We start from the raw sequence: 18,384 nt of genomic DNA, 5'->3' as shown, positions 1-18,384 counted from the left end.
CAATGGATTTCTACATTATTAAAAATAGCGCTGACTTAAAAAGCTGCTTTTCTGCCATCTCAAAAGATGCACTCTTTCCATGCGTATTTTTTTACCTTTTTTAAGGAAAGCAAATACCACTTTTTTCTGCAATTGGGGTAAAAATAGGTAAAATGAGAGTTCGACTCCCCCAGACCACTGAAATTTCCCACATGACATCCACGAAATCGATGTTCTAAAAAACGGCTTTTTAGGAGGCAAAAAACACCCAAAAACGGCAGAAATCCTGCGTTTTTCACGCAGGACATCTTTTTTACATACACATAATGGTGAAGGTGGCGAGAGTCGAACTCGCGTCCGAAAGCATTTCCACAAGACTTTCTCCGAGCGCAGCTGATGTTTTTTTGCTTCGCCTCTGTTAACGCCCGTCAGCAGGCTTTATCATCGGCTATCCTATTGGTCCCCCGTGCTACTAGGAGCTCACACGGAGTTTTCCTGTATAATCGACGCCAGGTTTCCCACCTACAGGTGAATGGGAGCTGACGACGCGCCGCTTAGCGGCTGCTGCTTATGCAGCTAAAGCGTAATTGTTATTATTTTTAGCGTTTATATTTAAACGTGCCCCTTTTAACGTAGACTAGGCAACTACGGCTCGCTTATCCGGCTTCTACACCCCCGTCGAAACCTTTACACCCCCATATCATGCTTTTATGCATCAGGGGTTTTTTCAACTTCTGATGTATGTATTAATAATACCACACATAATTTATTTAAAACAGTCTTAAAAAATTAATAATTTTGTTAATTATTTGAATTTGAATTCCTTTTACTAATTTCTCACAGACTGCAGGGCCTAACCCGCTGACCGATCTCAAAGAGCAGCCATTCAGATGCCCCGATAACACCTTCAAAACGCTTTGCTGTACAGAGTATTTCCTTTGAAATCCATACAATTGAAACTTTGCAACTTTACATAGAATCAATCAGTGCATCAAAGCATGTCAAATCAAATTCAACGACATCATACTTTTCGGTGTGAATTAAAAGGTCATGAACCTTTGCTGACTGGAAATCTATAACCAGATAGATCTCTTCAACCTCATCCAAAGAAAATTTTACCGGAAAAGGCGTTATGTAATCTGAATATTCCCCTTTATCCAGTACTAATGGAAACTGCATATCCTTTGTTTTTACTATGATTGGATTGTCAAGCGTCACTTCCTTGCTTTCTGTCGCTTTTCTGAGATGCTCTAAAGATGCCACGTCTAATTTCATTAAGTGCATATTCGTTTTCTCCTTTTCCATCTTCGTTATTGTTGGTTTTATCTTTCAGTACTATTGTAATTCATTTATTACCCTGTTGTATACAGTATATTCAGTATTTTTTTCATCTGTGTTTAGTAATTTTTTGCAGCATGCTTCATTTCCTGCTGAATTCTTCTATCGGCATCGCGTTTTGCAATATCTTCCCGCTTATCATAATTTTTCTTTCCCCGGGCCACTGCGATTTCAATTTTGGCCAGCCCTTTTTCGTTCAGATACACATTCAGCGGAACCAGGGTCAAGCCCTTCTGGGTGGTGTAGCCTATGAGCTTTCTGATTTCCTGCTTGTGCAAAAGCAGCTTTCGGGGCCGTAAGGGGTCCACATTAAAGCGGTTTCCCTGTTCATAAGGGCTGATGTGCATTCCATAGATGATCAGTTCATTGCCTTCAATTTTTGCATAGCTTTCCTTCAGATTCAGCCTTCCCTGACGCATGGACTTGATCTCGGTTCCGGTCAGAACCATACCGGCTTCATACACTTCCTCTATGAAATAATCGTGCCTTGCTTTCTTATTGTTTGCTAAGATCTTTTTTTGTTTCATTCTATCACCTGTCCATAATCCTGTTTCATAAAATGGATCCTAAAATTTCTCCTGTCAATGTATTCGAACTCATTAACTGTATCCTAAGATAAAATCATCTGTTAATTAATCCAATTTCATTAAATGGAAATAATCTGAGGTCTACTCTTCCAAGGATGTCGGATACCGGTATTTCTCCGATGCTGGGATCTCTGCTGTCCAGGCTGTTGGGCCGATTGTCTCCCATGACAAAGATATATCCGTTATCTACAGTAAATGGAGCCATATCTCCGGGAGTGACGCCGCCGTAGATGTATTCTTCGGTCAAAGCCTCGCCGTTTCTGTAAACGACACCGTCCTTCACCTCAATGACATCATCTGCGACACCGATGACCCGTTTGATCAAATCCTTTTCCTCCCCCGTATCCGTGTAAATGTGCGCTTTAAATACGATGATATCTCCATGAGCCGGATCTCCTGTCAAATAAGGTATCTTATTTACAATCAGATAATTGTTAGGCTCAATGGTAGGATACATGGAGTAACCTTTCACCAAAGTCGGTTTAATAAATGTGGTAATAATCAGTGCAATTACCAATGCAACAATAATTGTTTTTGCAAATTCAAAAATCGTCTTTCTCATCCCTGTTTTTATCCCCTTTCAGTTTTTCTTATGTAACCTCTTTTCCTAATCCTGACCCAATGTTTCATGAAACCGCCAAGCGTAAAACCCAATCATTCCACTAATGAAGTGACCCGATCTCGCTGAAGGGATATAGACGGAAAACCGCCTTCCCTATGATTTCATCAATCTTCACGAAGCCTACGCTGGGGTCTCTGCTGTCCGCACTGTTTTGACGATTGTCTCCCATGACAAAGAGACAGCCTTCCGGCACTTCCAGATCCTCCACAAAACCGGAGGTGTAAGGCTCCAGGGTATAATCTTCCTCCTGCAGTTCATCGTTGATGAACAGCTTTCCGTCTTTAATATTGATCACGTCTCCGGGAAGCCCAATAACTCGCTTAATCAGCAGTTTTTCTTTTCCGGCCTGGGTTTTCAGATCTGTGTGAAATACGATAATATCTCCCTTTTCAGGCTCGCTGAAGCGGTAAGCCTGCTTGCTCAGAAATATGTAATTATTTTCGTATAAAGTAGGCTGCATGGATGTCTCTTTTACGATGGTTGGTTTGATAAACTGCATGATGATCACTGCTACAATCACTGCAATAACAATATCTTTGATCCATTCCTTCATAATATTATTTTATCCTTCCAATTTGATTGATAGGCCATACGGTTATGGCACAGGAGCCTCTGATCATCTCCATTTTCAGCGGTCCGACCCTGGAATCCCGGCTGTCGACGCTTTCTTCTCTATTGTCTCCCAGGACAAAAACTTCATCCTCGCCAATGAACATCGGGCCGACGTCCCCCTCGGTATCCCCTATAATGTAATCTTCCTCCAGGACTTCATCATTTCGGAAGACCTTGCCGTCTTTGATTTCTATCTTATCACCGGGCAAACCGATCACTCTGCGAATGGTATTCTCCCCTTTTTCGCCTTCCTCGAGAAAATCCTCCCGGAATGCCACCACCTGCTGAAATTCCGGCGTTCCCCTTACTGTAGTATAGGTGTGCTTTGCCACGATGATCACCTGACCGTCCTGGATTCCCGGCAGCATTGCATTTCCGTCTGAAATCACCGGCCTTACAAGCATGGTAACAATCCAGGCCAAAACCACAGGATAGATATAAATTCTATATTTCTCCTTAAAAGGTCTGTTGTCCTCTGAATTTGCCATCTTCGTCTCCTTTTACTTAGAATCTATCAATTTTGCTTTAATGGCTTCCAAATTTACAGGCAGCGGCGCGATAAACTCTTTGCCTTTTAAATAGGCAAGCGGTGATACGCCATCTTCAAAGTATAAACGATAAGCGTGAAGAAATTGTGTCGTTAAGTGAAATTGCTGTTCTATTTTTTTATTTTGACCGTTTTTTCCGTATTTGACATCACCAATTACAGGAAAACCGGCTTCCGCAAGATGAGCACGGATCTGATGAGTCCTTCCCGTCACCAGCTCCACCTCTACCAGCGTATATCCTTTAGAGACTTTCAGAGGACGGGCAATGGTCTCCATCACCTTACCCTCCGTGGCATCCAGATCCATTACTTTGACTTTATTGCTCTTTTCATCTTTCGTCATTTTATCAAGGAGCTGAAGTTCTTTTTTCATTTCCCCATGGACAATGGTCAAATAATATTTTTTAACATAGCCCTTTTCCCGGATCATCCGATTCAGGCCTTGCAAAGCCAGCTGATTTTTACCGAAGATCACCAGCCCCGTGGTATTTCTGTCAAGTCTGTTTACCGGTGAAGGTACAAAGGTTTTTTCCCGTTCCGGAACATAATCTCCCTGTTCTGCCAGGTATCCGGCTACTTGATTTGCCAGAGTATTCTTTTTTTCGGTTTTATCGCCATGAGTCAAAAGCCCGAAGGGCTTTTCAACGATGATAATATTTTGATCCTCATAAGCAATTTTAAATTGCTTTTTGGCACGGGTTATCTTTTTCTTTTCCTGATAACCAGCGGCTTCTTCTTCTGAAATATAGAGGATTACCTCGTCACCCGTCTGAAGAATTGTACTGATATCGGCTCTGACCCCGTTTAATTTTACATTTTTTCTGATTAATTTATAGATATAGCTCAAAGGCGCGTTCTTGAAATATTTTTTCAAAAACCTGTCCATTCTTTGGTTTTTCTCATTATCCGTTATGGTAAGTTTTATCATGTAACATCCTCGGTTATCGGAATATCCTATGTTTTTTGGTTTTCCCAAATTATTCCCGTAATAGATTATACAACAATACATTGCTGAAATATACGATGTAAAGAAAACTTAATAAAAAATCCGCCTTTATGGTTTGTCAATTCTAACTAACTATGATAGACTAAGACTTAGTTCAGAGGCCTTTTTAGCCGGCCCCTGAACGTAAATCATGTAATTCAGAGTAAATCTTTGAGATATATTTAGGGGGAATTGTGATGAAAAAGTTAAAAGACATACTGTATGATATGAATGATATTTTAGTGGCACTGGTTATTATTGCCCTGGCAGCATTCGTTATCGTCGGAAGAATTGACTCCATTTTAGCGTATCCTTCCACTTTGACCGCACAGGTTGAAACCGAAGAGGATTCCGATGTGCCCCCAAGCTATCAGACTCCGGATCAAAGCAACGCCGGAGACAGTGATAGCGATGATACTGATTCAAATAACGGGGATCCCAGCGATTCCGACAATGATTCCGGAGAGGAAGACAAACCGGATCAGCCATCTTCCGGAAACGGTACCAATTCCAATGAAGGACAAGGTTCAAAAGGTCAAGGCTCAAATGATCAAGGTTCTTCCGGAGCTGATACGGGAAACATTTCCGTAACGATAGAGCCGGGTTCTACCGCATCAAAAATTGCGGATGTTCTGATTGGCAAAGGCCTTTTTGAAAACAGGCAGCAGTTCTACGATGCCGTAGCTGCCGCCAGTGCAGACACCAAATTAAAAGCCGGAACCTTTACAATTCCTTCCAACGCAACTCCTGCAGAAGTAGTAACGATTCTAACCAAGTAGTACATATCTTGAGCTAAATAGATTACTCATCTGATTCCAAAAGCCGGATTACTTTATCTAATCTGGCTTTTTGTTCATCATTCATCATCAGCCGCAGTGATTTGATCGCTTTCATCTGCTTATCAAATTGCGCCCTGTCGTTTTTCATGCTATGTTTTAGTTTCAGAATCTCGTTGAGTAACTCTTGATCACTTTTCCCTTTGTATTTATCGGCTAAATCGGCAGCTCTTTTTGCCTTATTCGCATTGGAATTTTCAAGGCCAACCTGACTTGCCAGTTCCATTAACATTTTATTGTTAATTTCCATATACTGTCCCCTTTCTTTCTGTTGCCAAAAACTGAAGTTTATCTGGCTACCAATAATATATGCACCACTTGGGTTTTTTTTTCATATTATGATGAATAAACTTTGATCTTCGTGCAGGTAATTCCGTTTGTACCTGCAGGAATGGAGGTACATAAATGAATCCGCTCCTTATTTTGATTGTCATTCTTATTTTCTCCAATCAGGGAGGATCTCAGGGCTTTAATTTCCCCATGCAGTTCTTGAATCTTCCCCTGCAGGGCATGAAATCGCCCGTTCAGGGGCTTAAGTTCCCGCCTTTTCCGGGGAAAGCCGGCGGTCCGGGATTCGGCGGCCCGGGATTCGGCGGCGGCCAGGGACCTTTTTTTGATACCTTTAAAATGGAACTGCTGCTGGATCGTCTGCACACCATGACCAATACCCTGGAAAAAGTAAATCATTTAAATCAAATGAGAAATGTACCACTGAGCAAGGATAATGCCATTGACAGAATCCAAGAGTCGCTGGATGCCGCCAGGGGGTTCCTCTATGATTCCAAGTCCACAAAGAAGCTGGATACCATCGCGTCAACACTGACCGGAGTGAAGAAACTTGGTGACATTGAAAACCTTATGGGTAATATAGGGCCAATCTTATCCATGTTATCCAGAGAAGATGATAAATAGTTAACAAAAAATATAAAAAAAGCATATGCAATTCCCTCAAATTGGGGTATAATAACATCGATGATTCGTTATTAATAAAAATGTTAATTATAGGAGGGAATTATTATGGCATTGGTTACATCCAAAGAAATGTTCGCAAAAGCGTTAAAAAGCGACCATGCAGTAGGAGCTTTCAACGTGAACAATATGGAAATTATCCAAGGTATCGTTGATGCTGCAAAGATAGAAAATGCACCATTGATTTTGCAGGTATCAGCAGGAGCAAGAAAATACGCAAAACCAACTTATCTGGTTAAGCTTGTAGAAGCAGCAATTGAGGATTCCGGACTGGATATCGTTCTGCATCTGGACCATGGTGAAGATTTTGAAATATGCAAAAAATGTGTAGATGACGGATTTACATCAGTCATGATCGATGGATCAAAGCATTCCTTTGAAGATAATATCGCTTTAACAAAGCAGGTTGTTGAATATGCACATGCAAAAGGCGTTGTTGTAGAAGCCGAATTAGGAAAATTAGCAGGTATTGAAGATAACATCAAAGTTGACGCTCGTTCTGCTACCTTCACAGATCCTGATGAAGCAGCAGAATTTGTAGAAAGAACCGGCGTTGACTCACTGGCCATCTCCATTGGTACAAGCCACGGCGCTTACAAATTCAAAGGCGACCCATACCTGGATTTCGAAAGACTTCAGAAAATCAGCAGCTTAATTCCGAACACACCACTGGTTCTGCATGGTGCTTCCACAGTTCTTCCTGAGTTTGTGGCATTATGTAATCAATACGGCGGAAATATTCCGGGAGCTCAGGGCGTACCTGAAGACATGATCAGAACTGCTGCTAAATACGGTGTATGTAAGGTCAATATCGATACCGACTTAAGACTTGCCATGACAGCGGAGATCAGAAGGATCTTCATGGAAAATCCTGCTGAATTCGACCCAAGAAAATACCTTGGACCTGCCAGAGATGCCATTCAGAAGATGGTTCAGCACAAGATCAAAAACGTTCTTGGTGCCAGCAACCAGAGATAACAACATTTCTGAACAGTTTATTCATAAAAAATGCACCTGTTTTCTTTTAACAGGTGCATTCTGATTTTACGGGTTTAATGGTTGCCGGTACTCAAGTTATGTATTCAACATGACGGTTGCCGGCACTCAAGATATCTATTCAACATGACGGCTGCCGGCGATTAAAAAAGGAGCATGGCATATTCACGACACATTTTCCGCACACCTCACTGCCGATACTGTTTGCCTTTCCACCTGCTCCGTCGGAATACGAACTCCCAAAATCCGTGTAAAGCGCCGCATTTTTTCTCAGCACCTGATAGCATTTATTCCTGTCATAACCTTCCAAAGTCAATGCTCCGGAGGGACAGCGTTTGACGCATAACCCGCAGCGGCCATTCTTTTTGTAGAGACAATATTCTTCTTCCAAAGGCATATCCGGTTCAACATCCAGATTGGTTACGATGGAGCTATATCTGCCGCAGCATCCGATTTTTGATATGAGCATATTATTAATGCCAAAGGTCCCGAGTCCGGCAGCTCTCGCGAAATGACGTTGAGACCAATTGCTGATCAATTTCTCCTGATCAAAGGTGGCCGTCTCCGGCGATACTTTTGCCTGATATCCCATACCTTTCAGTTCCTCTGCCAAGGATTCATTTACAATACGAAACATGGCATTGGTTTCTTCATAGGCTAAGGCCCATTCCGGGGAGGCTATGTCTCCGGCCGTTTGATTGGTATGTGCCAGCTCCTTCGTAAGGGGTACAAAATAGACAATGACGATGGATGCATCGGGAAGCACATCTGAAGGCAATTGATGTTTCGGAGAAATAATCTCCTTTAAATTTAAGATAGTTGAATGATTGGCCTCTGCAAATCCCACAAGAGGCTCACCCCAGGCAGTGGAAATATCGGCTCTTTCTCCACATTCCTTTATTCTCTGCTGAATCATGCTTGTGATTTTTTCTTTCATTGACGAGCTTCCCCTTTCTGCTTACTTGTCCACCCTCGCTTTTCTTCCGATGCGAATGCAGTAACAGATACGCTGACACTATTATATCGTCTTTATGGTTGTGATGCAAATAATCACCTGGTTGTTATGCAATGAATCAGCTGCTTCTCTGCAATTCTCTTGCAATGATTCCCCGTGCCATATAGGTTCCCATGATAGAGGTGAGATCAAAAATCCTTTCGTAAATTTGAATTTCTTTCCGATAATCTCCCGTAGCAATGGCGAGGATCATTTCAATATTCAGGCTGATGTACTGATTTAATAAATATCTCCATTGATTTTCATCCCAAAAAAGGTTGATCCTGTCTAGAAAGGCTGCGATCTCTCCGGCTGTTTGATACCATTCTTGCGTACCTTGATTTACAAGCTCTTGATTGTTCGTTTTCATTCCTTCCATAATACTCGCTGGTTTTGTCAGGAAATTTGTAAACATATTGTTGAACATACCGGCTATTTCTGTTCCATAAAAAATTTGAAGAGCATTCCGGAAATCGGCGGGCACTTGGTATAATCTTTCGGCCACTGCTTCCTCACTGGGCAAATTCAACATGACGGCATATATATAATTTCTCATAAATACGGCAAGCAGAAACCATAATTTCTGAAATGTATTATTGATATTCATTTGCTCATAAGTAAAAGAAAACCCTTCATCAACAGGCAGGGTTATCAGTTCACGCTCTTGGCACTTCATATTATAAGCCCCTTTCAATATTTCTTCTGTATAATATGAAGTCATCATTGCTTCGGGTACAGATTCATCACTAAAAAAGCACCTGCCGGTCTTCTTCTCCCGAACCCGACACGGACAGTCGGCTGCCAAGAGAATTTACCAGACAGGTGCATAATCATCTATAAGATTATGTTTTCAACTTCAATATTTATCCGGGAATTGATCTATACATGTTAATATGCATATACCATGTTTCCGATCTTTGTTGAAACAGGTTTGGCTAAGATCCATGGATTTGTAGTGGTATTGTCGTAATAGAACAATGATTCGTTCGTAGGATCAACACCGCTTAAGGCTGCTTTTGCCGCTTTTATGCAATCCGCATTTGCCGGCTTGTCGATCCAGCCGTTTACCACCGGAGTGAATTGATAATAACCATTAATGTTCTGATAAATAACATCTGAAACGGAATCCGGGAAGGATCCGGCCTTTACCCTGTTCATCACGACTGCGCCTACAGCTACTTTTGCATCATAGGGCTCAGCTTGGGCTTCAGCCATTATAAGTCTGGACAGCAAGTCCAAATCGCTGGCTGAGTACGCTGTTTCCACAGCTTCGCCTGCTGCAGGCTCGCTTTCTGCTGTATTGATTTTGGCAGCCGGCGGTGTATCGGTTGCTGCCGCCGAATCAGATAATGGTGCGACTTCAAATGATGGTTCAGATGATGGTTCAAATGATGGTTCAGATGATGATTCAGATGATACTGCAGATGCTAGAGCAGATATCAGCGTATCCGCTGCTGATGTTAGCGCTGCTCCTGATGTACCGGATACGGCTGACAGATCACTTAGCGGTGCTCCGGCTGTTAATCCGGCAGGCTGAGGGACATTCACGATCTGTCCGATGTGAAGTTCATCTGTATAGATATTGTTTGCACGCCTGATGGTGTTAAATGGTATTTTGTACCTTTGGGCTATGAAAAACAGTGTATCCCCTCTCTGCACCGTATGGGTACTGCTGGGGACATTTAAAGTCTGTCCGATATCTAAAGAATAGTTTGTAAGGTTATTTCTATTCATTAAGTTGTCTACGGTAGTATAGTAGATCTGGCTTATCTTGTATAAAGAATCACCGCTTACCGTTGTATAGGTGGCTGCATAAGCATGGGCCGAAATAGCCAGCGACAGCCCCAGAGCGAAACCTGCTTTTAACAGAATCGATTTCATTCTCTTAGATTTCATCATTGTATCCTCCTCTTGCCTTCCAGGTTAGTTGACGGATTAGGGTAGAGGTTACCCCGCTTGTGAAAGCTTCACCCCAAGATTAGTTCCCCGGTACTCCTTTTCGGAGATTCGGCTATAGCAACATTTTAATGCAATATTGCTGAGGAATCCAATGGTAACTCTATGAAACGCAGGTAATATTTGCACTTATGCAGGTTTTGCACAGATCGCCTGTCTGTATCGCTGCTCATTTGCAGGTTGCCTTGCCGGCAGTTCATGTTATTTTATTAAAGTTATAATTCACTATAGACTTTAATAATATTATATATTATACTTAATATTATTAAAGTTGGAGGTTACCTATGGCAATCGAAATTGTTCCCGAATGGATGATAAATCTTGACGATGAGGATATTTCTTTTATCAAAAAATTTATTTTGGCATCCGGTTCGCTGAAAGAAATAGCGAGCCAATACAGTGTCACTTATCCTACGGTTCGGCTCAGGCTTGATAAGCTGATACAGAAAATTCAAATCAGCGAAGATACGGCAAATGAGCCTTATATTGCATTAATCAAGCGGCTTGCAGTGAATGAAAAGGTTGATTTCGAAGCCGCAAAAATTCTAATCAATGAATACAAGAAAATGAAAAAGGAGGATCAATAGATGGCGATTGCGAGCATCAGTATCATCATTTTACTGTTGATTTTGGCAGGAGGGATCTTGCTGCAAATCTTTTTATCCAAAAGAGAAAGCAGATGGCCGGGCTTGATTTTACCGTTCCTGTTTTTCGGCTATTCTCTGCTTATGGTTTTCTCCCTTGCCGTTTATGACGGTATGAGCAGCTGGGATATCTTCGCTATGCTGGTATCCACCTTCTTACTGTCCAATATTCCTACCCTTATTTATCTGGGAATCTATTTTGCATGCAGGGAAAAATACAAAAGAAAGAAAGAGCTTGGGAAAATGAATATTCAGGATTTGGAGTAAAAGCTTAGGAATAGAAATAGTAAATTTTAAAGTAAGGATCAGGAATAGATTTTTATTCGGAGTAGACAATGAGAAAGAAATTTTGGTTCCGGTTGTCCTGTGCTGTCATCATCATTTTTCTGATTTTTATAGGTCACTCGGCAATCAGTATTTGGTCATTCAGCAACCAGGTTCAATACGTAAAAACCGATGCAGCTGTGGTGCTTGGCGCTGCTGTCTGGGGGAACGAACCTTCTCCCGTTTTTCGGGAAAGGATCAATCACGCCATTTGGCTTTACAAGAATGATTATGTAGATAAAATAATATTTACCGGCGGCAAAAGCAAAGGAGACGAATTTGCGGAGTCGGAGGCGGCAAGGGAATATGCCATTCAAAACGATGTCAACGAGGAAGATATTTTCATTGAAACAAAATCAAAAATCACGGAAGAAAATCTTAAATATGCATATGAAATCGCAAATGAAAATCATTTGAAATCCTTTACCATTGTAAGTGATCCGCTGCATATGAAAAGAGCCCTTTTCATAGCGGAAACTATCGGTATGGAAGCTTATTCCTCCCCTACTCCGAGTTCTGTTTATAAAACTTTCGGCAGTAAGCTGCCTTTCTTCCTGCGGGAGTTATTTTATTACGTAGGTTATATTGTTACCTTGCCTTTCAGATAACAGCTTTTGGGCATATCACAAAAGGAAACATTCTAAAAAATTTATATAGGGGAAAAATTTCATTTTAAAACCTCCTAATTGATGTTTTCACTGCATCAGCCAGGAGGTTCAAAAATTTCTTTATACGATGTCTGCGCCCTTCTGCAGTGCGATGGTTCCGGTTCGGGCCACCTCCTGAAGATTGTAATGAGACAGCAATTCAATGAGAAGGTCGATCTTCTCCGGCCTGTCGCTCATCTCAACCGTTAATGTGGTATGGGAAATGTCTACGATTTTCCCTTCCATAATTTTAACGATATCAATAATTTCCCCTCTTTGAGCCACAGACATTTTCACCTTCACCAAAGCGAGCTCTCTTCTGGTGATTTCATCCTGGTTGAGCTTTCTTACCTTGATGACATCGATTTGCTTATTCAGCTGCTTGGTGACCTGCTCAGCGATATAGTCGTCACCGTCTACCAGCAGCGTAATTCTGGAGATCTGCTTATCTTCCGTGGTTCCCACTGCCAAGCTGTCGATGTTGAATCCTCTCCGGGCAAAGAGCCCTGAAATTCTGGACAAAACTCCAGCCTTATTCTCTACCAATACCGATATCGTATGTTTCATATCTCTACCTCTTCATTGCTACTACGCCTGTCTTCACCAGCTCAATAATGCCATAAGGTTTAAAGATCTCAATCATCTCGCTGATTCTGTCTTCCGTATCCAATGCCTCTAAAATCAAATATTCCGAACTCATTTCTATGACTCTTGCATTACATGCATTTGCGACTACGATAATGCCAACCCGATCCTTTACCTCGGCTTTCACCTTCATTATTAAAAGAACCTTGCTGATCATGCTTTCCGGGCTGATATCTTCAATAGAAATAATGTCCTCCAGCTTTTCCAGCTGGCTGATCACCTGAGCGATGACAATATCATCGCCCCGAACAACGATGGTCAATCGGGAAAATCTTTCATCTTCTGTGGAACTTCCTATAAAAGAATCAATATTATAGCCTCGGCGTCTGAATAAGCCTGAAACTCTGCTGGTTACACCAGGCGTATTATTGACAAGTGCAGATAATACATGTCTCATAGTTTTATCCTCCATTTCAAACTGATGATTCCTTTTCATCTACGATACACTCCAACAGGAAGGTGCCTTTGTGGTTAAGCATTTCCTCAATTGCACGTTCCGCTTCCTCCATACTGCTGATGCTTTTCGCCGGTATGCCGTAAGCACCGGCAATAGCCGTCACATCAGGGCTGCCGCAAAGATCTACGGCAGTTATATTATTTTTGTAGGCTGTCTTTTGAATTTCACAGACCAAGCCAAGCTTCTGATTTTTCATCACGACGATCTTTATATCTACATTGTGCTGACAAATGGTACCGAGCTCCATCATCTGCATCTGGAAGGATCCGTCTCCGCAAACGGCGACGACGGTTTTGTCCGGTGCTGCGGTTTTCGCTCCGATAGCTGCCGGAATGGAATAGCCCATGGTTCCCATTCCGCCGGAGGTAAGAAATCTTCCCTCCCTGACGTCACAGTTTGCTGCAGACCAGATCTGATTCTGGCCGACATCGGCGCAGTAGATATTATCGTCCGGTAGTTTCTTGGAAAGCATATTTACAAAAGCTTTCGGGTTGATACCATAGGATCTGGGATCATAATCCAAAACTAATTTTGATTTTTTCTGTTTTAACATGTCGGTCCATTCATCGGCTTTTCTGGATGGTTCCGCATCCAGAATCTGATTTAGAACTTCCTTAGCATCCCCTACAACGGGAATAAATGTGCTGAGATTTTTGCCGATCTCCGCGGGGTCAATATCGATGTGTACGATTTTCGTACTTTTCCCTACTGCTGCGGGAAGCAGCACAGCTCTGTCTGAAACTCTGGCCCCGATGATAATCAGAAGATCCGAATCGGAAATCGCCTGATTGGCAATGGATTTTCCGTGCATTCCCAGCATGCCCATGTAAAGAGGATGTGCGGTAGGAACCGCTCCGATTCCCATCATGGTAGATACCACTGGGATGTTCAGTGTTTCGATAAACTGGCGGAATACCTCCTGACCCCCTGCGGCGAAAATTCCGCCGCCTACGCAAATTAAAGGTCTTTCTGCATGATTGATGGCTTTCATTACCCGTTTGATCTGGCCCGCATGACCCTTAATAGTAGGTTTATATCCTCTCAGTTCCACCTCATCGGGGTAATAGAAATCAAATTTATGATTCTGCACGTTTACCGGGATATCGATCAAAACCGGACCCGGCCTTCCGGTGGAAGCGATATGAAACGCTTCTTTTATAATTCTGGGCAAGTCGGCAGCATTTTTTACCAGGTAACTGTATTTTGTGAAGGGCTCGGAGGCTCCTGTCATATCCGCTTCCTGGAAAACATCTCTTCCCAGAAGATCGCTGGATACCTGCCCTGTTATCGCTACAAGCGGGATGCTGTCCATATAGGCGGTACCAAGAGCAGTAATCAGATTCGTAGCACCCGGGCCTGAGGTTGTAATGCAGACTCCCGGACGTTTTTTGATTCTGGCATAGCCACTTGCTTCATGGCCCGCGTGCTGCTCATGTCTTACCAGGATATGTTTAATCTTAGTAGATTTTGATAGCTTGTCGTAGAGAGGGCACACTGTGGCGCCGGGGTAACCGAAAATTACCTCTACTCCTTCCAGTTCCAAGCTTCTAACGATGGCTTCTGCTCCTGTAATCATAGTTCTTCTCCTTGTCAAGTCTTGGGGCTAAACCTTTACCGTCCAACCGAATGGATCCTCCAGCTTTCCTAATTGAATGCCGGAAAGGGTATCATATATTTTCTGTGAAAGGGTACCGATCTGATTGTCATGGATGGTGATCTTTCGATCCTTCCAGCACAATTCTCCGACCGGTGATATTACCGCTGCCGTTCCCGAAGCAAATACTTCGGAAAGCTTTCCTTCCTCGTAGGCCTTGAAGACATCTTCGATGGTGATCCTTCTTTCCGATACCTTCATGCCCCAGGATTTTAACAGCTGAATGACGGAGTCTCTTGTAATTCCCGGCAGGATGGTTCCCTCCAGCGGAGCTGTGATGATTTCATTATCGATGACGAAAAACGCATTGGAAGTTCCGATCTCCTCCACATATTTTCGTTCTGCACCGTCCAGCCACAGCACCTGGGAATAGCCCTTGTCATGGGCTTTTTCCTGTGATTTGAGACCTGCCGCATAGTTTCCTCCGATTTTGGCAAATCCGGTTCCTCCGGGAGTGGCTCTAACATACTCATCCTCGACAAAGATCTTTGTCGGTGCAAGACCGCCTTTGTAATAGGGGCCCACAGGGGAGAGAATGATCATAAAGAGATATTCTCTTGATGCTCTTACACCTAAAAACGGCTCACTGGCAATAATAAAAGGTCTGATATATAAAGAAGTTCCTTCCTTCTGCGGGATCCAGTCGGAATCAACATGTACCAATGCCTTGATGGCTTCCACATAAAGTTCTTCATCGATCAGGGGGATACACATTCTCTCGTTGGTTCTGTTCGTTCTTTCCGCATTTTTGTCCGGGCGGAATAAAAGAATGTCACCCTCCTTTGATTTATAGGCCTTTAAGCCTTCAAACATCTCCTGCGCATAATGGAAAACCGCAGCTGCCGGTTCCAAAGTGACAGGCCCGTAAGGGACGATCCTTCCATCATGCCAGCCCTTGCCTTCCGTATAATTCATGACAAACATGTGGTCTGTAAATAAGGTTCCAAACTCCAGCGTATCCGGGTTGGGTTTCTCCTTTGGGCTCGTTGTCTTTGTGATGTTGAATTCATACTTCATGTTGATCACCTTACCTTTCTATATGGCGATTATGTAATGAAATCTACAAACCCTGCCTGATGATGACAAGATTTGCAGATTCCAGCTGCTTAAACAAATTTATTTTTCATTATATAAGAACTTATTATAAGGTTTTGTTGTAAAGATTTCAATACCGAATGCCGCAGTAATCTACTCTTTATACTCCTCGATGAGCTTGTGCTTCAGTTCCCAAAGTTCTTTGGACAGATCCACATAATATTCATGGGGGTTTTCAAATCTTAAAATTTCTTCCCAGAGAGTATCGATCTGTGCTTTGCAGTAATCCCTGATTTCACCGATGCTTGGGGATTTATAGACACAGACTCCCTTGTCAAAAATCGGTACCCGTAAATTCTTCGCATAGAAATTGGAAATTTTCTTTCTTTTCCAGACAATCTGCGGATCGAATATTTCATATTCGCTTCCGTCGGGAATGCTCTCATGATCCAGGGTAATCACATCGGCGATGGCTTTGTCGCTATCTTTGTCAAAGAGTCGATAGACCGTTTTGAAACCGGGATTCGTAATCTTCTCCACGTTTTCACTGATCTTCATTTTCGGAATGATGACTCCGTCTTTTTCCAGTCCGGCAAGTTTATAGACACCACCAAATACCGGTTCCGATTTTGATGTGATCAGCCTTTCACCCACTCCGAAGGAATCGATGCAGGCTCCCTGAACGATAACATCCCGAATAATATATTCATCCATGGAATTGGAAACAACGATGGAACACTCTTTGAGGCCTGCCTTGTCCAGCATGGCTCTGGCCTTCTTAGTCAGGTAGGTAACGTCTCCGCTGTCAATTCGAATTCCCATCTTTGCCGGTTTCATTTCCTTAAATACTTTTATGGCATTAGGGATCCCGGATCTAATCACATTGTAGGTATCTACCAGCAATACGCAGTTTTCCGGATAAATGGAAGCATAGGTTTTGAATGCTTCATACTCATTGTCGAACATCTGAACCCAACTGTGTGCCATGGTGCCCAATGCCGGCACATCGAAATCTCTTTCTGCCAACGCGCAGGCCGTTCCGATGCAGCCGCCGATATAGGCTGCTCTTGCTCCGTGAACTGCTCCCGAACCGCCGTGGGCTCTTCTGGTACCAAACTCCATAACGCCTCTGCCTTTGGCAGCACGAACGATACGGTTTGCCTTGGTAGCAATCAGGCTCTGATGGTTGATCGCAAGCAGCATAATGGTTTCTACGAATTGGGCCTGTATAACAGGCCCTCGGACCGTAACCAGCGGTTCTCCTGGAAAGATTGGGGTCCCTTCCGGAATGGCCCAAACGTCACATTCAAACTTGAAGTTTCTTAAATACTCTAAGAAACCTTCGCTGAACATGCCTTTCCCTCTTAGATATTCAATATCTCTATCATAAAATTTCAAATTGTCCAGGTAATTAATCATCTGCTCCAGGCCTGCGGCGATGGCGAAGCCGCCTCCGTCAGGAATTTTCCTGAAAAACATGTCAAAATAAGCAATGTCATTTGACATTCCCGTTTCGAAATAACCGTTTGCCATAGTTAATTCATAAAAGTCTGTCAGCATGGTCATGTTAATGTGTTCAATCATTGGATGATTCCTCCGCTTTTCCCTTTTCTTTAATAACGATGTAACCCGCGGTTATCACGATAACACCTCCGACAACCTGGATCATCGTAATGGTCTCCCCTAAAAATAGCCACCCGAAAAGGGTAGTCGTAATAGGTAAGAAGTTTGAAAACATGGATGTGGTCGTGGGACCTAATATATGAAGGGACTTTACCTGGATGAGAAAGCCCACTCCTGCACTTAAGGTTCCGAGATATATAATTCCTCCTATTACCGAAGCGGTCACTGCTCCCTGCGATGGCAGATGAGTCAATGCATATGGCCAGGTCAGTAATATGGTACAAATTAACTGATTTAAAGTTAAAGTCGCACTATCATAATGATCGTGCAGCGAAGCCGTAATAAAATTATAAAGGTTCCATGTGAGTACTGCTCCGAAGGCCAGTAAATAACCGATCAGTCTTCCCTCAAAGAGGATTTGATAGTCCACTCCGATGATCATAGCGATTCCCAAAATAGAAAGCGCAATTCCGATCCCCATCTTTCGCGTTGCCTTCTTTTTAAACACAACTCTGTCGATGATAATGGAAAGAGCGGGAACAAAGGCCAATACGATGGTGATCAACGATATGGGCAGATAATCCATCGCCGTATATTCAAAGGAAAAATAGCCGATTTCTCCCAGGATGGAACACAGGAGGAATATAGGAATATCCTGTTTTCTTACAATAGTTTTTCCATCCTTTTTCAGTTTTATCAGCAGCACCACAGTAAAGCCGACGACATATTTAAAAAACAATAATGTAATTGGTTGAAAGGTCTCCAATGCATGCTTGGCAAAGATATATTCCAATCCCCATGCAAACATTAAAAATACCATCAGAGCATACATAATTCTTTTTTGGGAATCCAAAATTTCACCACCAAATATTTCAGCGCCAACCTGCGTGCAAATCCTACAAACGGATGATAAAACTATCATCCGCTCTTGATT

Annotated in this window: 22 protein-coding genes, 1 other RNA gene and 1 riboswitch; of the genes, 6 read left to right on the top strand and 17 right to left on the bottom strand. The window is 42.6% G+C overall.

Annotated features, from left to right (window positions below):
- Positions 1 to 306: 306 nt before the first annotated feature.
- From ssrA to KCX82_RS07155, 7 genes are all read right to left on the bottom strand, one after another.
- Positions 307 to 676: a transfer-messenger RNA gene (gene ssrA, locus KCX82_RS07185) on the bottom strand.
- Positions 677 to 948: 272 nt separating this feature from the next.
- A complete protein-coding gene (locus KCX82_RS07180; protein WP_227017768.1) occupies positions 949 to 1,263 on the bottom strand; it encodes a hypothetical protein in 315 nt (104 codons plus the stop codon).
- 113 nt (positions 1,264 to 1,376) lie between these two features.
- On the bottom strand, positions 1,377 to 1,844 hold the full coding sequence (smpB, locus tag KCX82_RS07175; RefSeq protein WP_227017767.1) for an SsrA-binding protein SmpB: 468 nt from the start codon (positions 1,842 to 1,844) through the stop codon (positions 1,377 to 1,379).
- A gap of 94 nt (positions 1,845 to 1,938) precedes the next feature.
- Positions 1,939 to 2,466, bottom strand: coding sequence for a signal peptidase I (gene lepB, locus KCX82_RS07170; RefSeq protein WP_227017766.1), 528 nt, complete (start codon positions 2,464 to 2,466; stop codon positions 1,939 to 1,941).
- A gap of 100 nt (positions 2,467 to 2,566) precedes the next feature.
- Positions 2,567 to 3,079 carry a signal peptidase I gene (lepB, locus tag KCX82_RS07165; protein ID WP_227017765.1) on the bottom strand — a complete coding sequence of 171 codons (513 nt, stop codon included), beginning with the start codon at positions 3,077 to 3,079 and terminating at the stop codon, positions 2,567 to 2,569.
- A 4-nt stretch (positions 3,080 to 3,083) separates the two neighbouring features.
- Positions 3,084 to 3,626 (bottom strand): signal peptidase I, encoded by a 543-nt coding sequence (lepB, locus tag KCX82_RS07160; protein WP_227017764.1) that lies wholly within the window; start codon positions 3,624 to 3,626, stop codon positions 3,084 to 3,086.
- Positions 3,627 to 3,638: 12 nt separating this feature from the next.
- Entirely contained in the window at positions 3,639 to 4,613 is a 975-nt protein-coding gene (locus KCX82_RS07155) for an RluA family pseudouridine synthase (RefSeq protein WP_227017763.1), read from the bottom strand.
- Between the two features lie 254 nt (positions 4,614 to 4,867).
- On the opposite strand from KCX82_RS07155, the gene KCX82_RS07150 reads away from it, so the two are divergent.
- Positions 4,868 to 5,449, top strand: coding sequence for a hypothetical protein (locus tag KCX82_RS07150; RefSeq protein ID WP_227017762.1), 582 nt, complete (start codon positions 4,868 to 4,870; stop codon positions 5,447 to 5,449).
- Positions 5,450 to 5,471: 22 nt separating this feature from the next.
- On the opposite strand, the gene KCX82_RS07145 is transcribed toward KCX82_RS07150, so the two are convergent.
- On the bottom strand, positions 5,472 to 5,756 hold the full coding sequence (locus KCX82_RS07145) for a hypothetical protein (RefSeq protein WP_227017761.1): 285 nt from the start codon (positions 5,754 to 5,756) through the stop codon (positions 5,472 to 5,474).
- A gap of 155 nt (positions 5,757 to 5,911) precedes the next feature.
- Between KCX82_RS07145 and KCX82_RS07140 the strand changes: the two genes are divergently transcribed.
- The gene (locus tag KCX82_RS07140) at positions 5,912 to 6,418 is read left to right on the top strand and encodes a hypothetical protein (protein ID WP_227017760.1); all 507 of its coding nucleotides are present in this window, start codon (positions 5,912 to 5,914) and stop codon (positions 6,416 to 6,418) included.
- A gap of 105 nt (positions 6,419 to 6,523) precedes the next feature.
- Positions 6,524 to 7,453 (top strand): class II fructose-1,6-bisphosphate aldolase, encoded by a 930-nt coding sequence (fba, locus tag KCX82_RS07135; protein WP_227017759.1) that lies wholly within the window; start codon positions 6,524 to 6,526, stop codon positions 7,451 to 7,453.
- 139 nt (positions 7,454 to 7,592) lie between these two features.
- Here fba and KCX82_RS07130 read toward each other — a convergent pair whose 3' ends face one another.
- From KCX82_RS07130 to KCX82_RS07120, 3 genes are all read right to left on the bottom strand, one after another.
- Complete coding sequence (locus KCX82_RS07130) at positions 7,593 to 8,408, bottom strand: epoxyqueuosine reductase (RefSeq protein ID WP_227017758.1); 816 nt, start codon at positions 8,406 to 8,408, stop codon at positions 7,593 to 7,595.
- A 136-nt stretch (positions 8,409 to 8,544) separates the two neighbouring features.
- A complete protein-coding gene (locus KCX82_RS07125) occupies positions 8,545 to 9,141 on the bottom strand; it encodes a hypothetical protein (protein ID WP_227017757.1) in 597 nt (198 codons plus the stop codon).
- 212 nt (positions 9,142 to 9,353) lie between these two features.
- The gene (locus KCX82_RS07120; RefSeq protein ID WP_227017756.1) at positions 9,354 to 10,361 is read right to left on the bottom strand and encodes a LysM peptidoglycan-binding domain-containing protein; all 1,008 of its coding nucleotides are present in this window, start codon (positions 10,359 to 10,361) and stop codon (positions 9,354 to 9,356) included.
- A 2-nt stretch (positions 10,362 to 10,363) separates the two neighbouring features.
- Positions 10,364 to 10,488, bottom strand: a riboswitch (cyclic di-AMP (ydaO/yuaA leader).
- 217 nt (positions 10,489 to 10,705) lie between these two features.
- Here KCX82_RS07120 and KCX82_RS07115 point away from each other — a divergent pair.
- The 3 genes from KCX82_RS07115 to KCX82_RS07105 all read left to right on the top strand — a co-directional run bounded on the left by KCX82_RS07115 (position 10,706) and on the right by KCX82_RS07105 (position 11,997).
- Positions 10,706 to 11,008, top strand: a complete 303-nt coding sequence (locus tag KCX82_RS07115) for a DUF2089 family protein (protein WP_227017755.1) — start codon at positions 10,706 to 10,708, stop codon at positions 11,006 to 11,008.
- Positions 11,009 to 11,332: a hypothetical protein gene (locus tag KCX82_RS07110; protein ID WP_227017754.1), complete on the top strand. Its 324-nt coding sequence runs from the start codon at positions 11,009 to 11,011 to the stop codon at positions 11,330 to 11,332. It begins immediately after the preceding gene.
- Between the two features lie 68 nt (positions 11,333 to 11,400).
- Positions 11,401 to 11,997: a YdcF family protein gene (locus KCX82_RS07105; RefSeq protein WP_227017753.1), complete on the top strand. Its 597-nt coding sequence runs from the start codon at positions 11,401 to 11,403 to the stop codon at positions 11,995 to 11,997.
- 120 nt (positions 11,998 to 12,117) lie between these two features.
- Here the strand turns inward: KCX82_RS07105 and ilvN (KCX82_RS07100) are convergent, their stop codons facing one another.
- From ilvN (KCX82_RS07100) to KCX82_RS07075, 6 genes are all read right to left on the bottom strand, one after another.
- Complete coding sequence (ilvN, locus tag KCX82_RS07100) at positions 12,118 to 12,603, bottom strand: acetolactate synthase small subunit (protein ID WP_227017752.1); 486 nt, start codon at positions 12,601 to 12,603, stop codon at positions 12,118 to 12,120.
- Between the two features lie 4 nt (positions 12,604 to 12,607).
- Entirely contained in the window at positions 12,608 to 13,078 is a 471-nt protein-coding gene (gene ilvN / locus KCX82_RS07095) for an acetolactate synthase small subunit (protein ID WP_227017751.1), read from the bottom strand.
- A 16-nt stretch (positions 13,079 to 13,094) separates the two neighbouring features.
- Positions 13,095 to 14,714, bottom strand: coding sequence for a biosynthetic-type acetolactate synthase large subunit (gene ilvB / locus KCX82_RS07090; protein WP_227017750.1), 1,620 nt, complete (start codon positions 14,712 to 14,714; stop codon positions 13,095 to 13,097).
- 27 nt (positions 14,715 to 14,741) lie between these two features.
- Positions 14,742 to 15,809, bottom strand: a complete 1,068-nt coding sequence (locus KCX82_RS07085; protein ID WP_227017749.1) for a branched-chain amino acid aminotransferase — start codon at positions 15,807 to 15,809, stop codon at positions 14,742 to 14,744.
- 171 nt (positions 15,810 to 15,980) lie between these two features.
- A complete protein-coding gene (locus tag KCX82_RS07080; RefSeq protein ID WP_227017748.1) occupies positions 15,981 to 17,411 on the bottom strand; it encodes a nicotinate phosphoribosyltransferase in 1,431 nt (476 codons plus the stop codon).
- On the bottom strand, positions 17,404 to 18,372 hold the full coding sequence (locus KCX82_RS07075; protein WP_227017747.1) for a DMT family transporter: 969 nt from the start codon (positions 18,370 to 18,372) through the stop codon (positions 17,404 to 17,406). The genes KCX82_RS07080 and KCX82_RS07075 overlap by 8 nt, the downstream gene beginning before the upstream one ends.
- Positions 18,373 to 18,384: the final 12 nt, after the last annotated feature.

Source organism: Sinanaerobacter chloroacetimidivorans, from assembly GCF_018128545.1.
Taxonomy (GTDB): Bacteria; Bacillota; Clostridia; order Peptostreptococcales; family Anaerovoracaceae; genus Sinanaerobacter; species Sinanaerobacter chloroacetimidivorans.
This window is presented reverse-complemented; position numbering and strand designations above follow the sequence as displayed.

Excerpts from the sequence above, each read along its gene's own strand:
- lepB (WP_227017766.1), bottom strand. The coding sequence starts at position 2,466 with ATGAGAAAGACGATTTTTGAATTTGCAAAAACAATTATTGTTGCATTG.
- KCX82_RS07080 (WP_227017748.1), bottom strand. The coding sequence starts at position 17,411 with ATGATTGAACACATTAACATGACCATGCTGACAGACTTTTATGAATTA.
- KCX82_RS07155 (WP_227017763.1), bottom strand. The coding sequence starts at position 4,613 with ATGATAAAACTTACCATAACGGATAATGAGAAAAACCAAAGAATGGAC.
- KCX82_RS07115 (WP_227017755.1), top strand. The coding sequence starts at position 10,706 with ATGGCAATCGAAATTGTTCCCGAATGGATGATAAATCTTGACGATGAG.
- KCX82_RS07125 (WP_227017757.1), bottom strand. The coding sequence starts at position 9,141 with ATGAAGTGCCAAGAGCGTGAACTGATAACCCTGCCTGTTGATGAAGGG.
- ilvN (WP_227017752.1), bottom strand. The coding sequence starts at position 12,603 with ATGAAACATACGATATCGGTATTGGTAGAGAATAAGGCTGGAGTTTTG.
- ilvB (WP_227017750.1), bottom strand. The coding sequence starts at position 14,714 with ATGATTACAGGAGCAGAAGCCATCGTTAGAAGCTTGGAACTGGAAGGA.
- KCX82_RS07145 (WP_227017761.1), bottom strand. The coding sequence starts at position 5,756 with ATGGAAATTAACAATAAAATGTTAATGGAACTGGCAAGTCAGGTTGGC.
- KCX82_RS07120 (WP_227017756.1), bottom strand. The coding sequence starts at position 10,361 with ATGAAATCTAAGAGAATGAAATCGATTCTGTTAAAAGCAGGTTTCGCT.
- KCX82_RS07180 (WP_227017768.1), bottom strand. The coding sequence starts at position 1,263 with ATGCACTTAATGAAATTAGACGTGGCATCTTTAGAGCATCTCAGAAAA.
- ilvN (WP_227017751.1), bottom strand. The coding sequence starts at position 13,078 with ATGAGACATGTATTATCTGCACTTGTCAATAATACGCCTGGTGTAACC.
- KCX82_RS07085 (WP_227017749.1), bottom strand. The coding sequence starts at position 15,809 with ATGAAGTATGAATTCAACATCACAAAGACAACGAGCCCAAAGGAGAAA.
- KCX82_RS07140 (WP_227017760.1), top strand. The coding sequence starts at position 5,912 with ATGAATCCGCTCCTTATTTTGATTGTCATTCTTATTTTCTCCAATCAG.
- KCX82_RS07110 (WP_227017754.1), top strand. The coding sequence starts at position 11,009 with ATGGCGATTGCGAGCATCAGTATCATCATTTTACTGTTGATTTTGGCA.
- lepB (WP_227017764.1), bottom strand. The coding sequence starts at position 3,626 with ATGGCAAATTCAGAGGACAACAGACCTTTTAAGGAGAAATATAGAATT.
- KCX82_RS07150 (WP_227017762.1), top strand. The coding sequence starts at position 4,868 with ATGAAAAAGTTAAAAGACATACTGTATGATATGAATGATATTTTAGTG.
- smpB (WP_227017767.1), bottom strand. The coding sequence starts at position 1,844 with ATGAAACAAAAAAAGATCTTAGCAAACAATAAGAAAGCAAGGCACGAT.
- fba (WP_227017759.1), top strand. The coding sequence starts at position 6,524 with ATGGCATTGGTTACATCCAAAGAAATGTTCGCAAAAGCGTTAAAAAGC.
- lepB (WP_227017765.1), bottom strand. The coding sequence starts at position 3,079 with ATGAAGGAATGGATCAAAGATATTGTTATTGCAGTGATTGTAGCAGTG.
- KCX82_RS07105 (WP_227017753.1), top strand. The coding sequence starts at position 11,401 with ATGAGAAAGAAATTTTGGTTCCGGTTGTCCTGTGCTGTCATCATCATT.
- KCX82_RS07075 (WP_227017747.1), bottom strand. The coding sequence starts at position 18,372 with ATGATAGTTTTATCATCCGTTTGTAGGATTTGCACGCAGGTTGGCGCT.
- KCX82_RS07130 (WP_227017758.1), bottom strand. The coding sequence starts at position 8,408 with ATGAAAGAAAAAATCACAAGCATGATTCAGCAGAGAATAAAGGAATGT.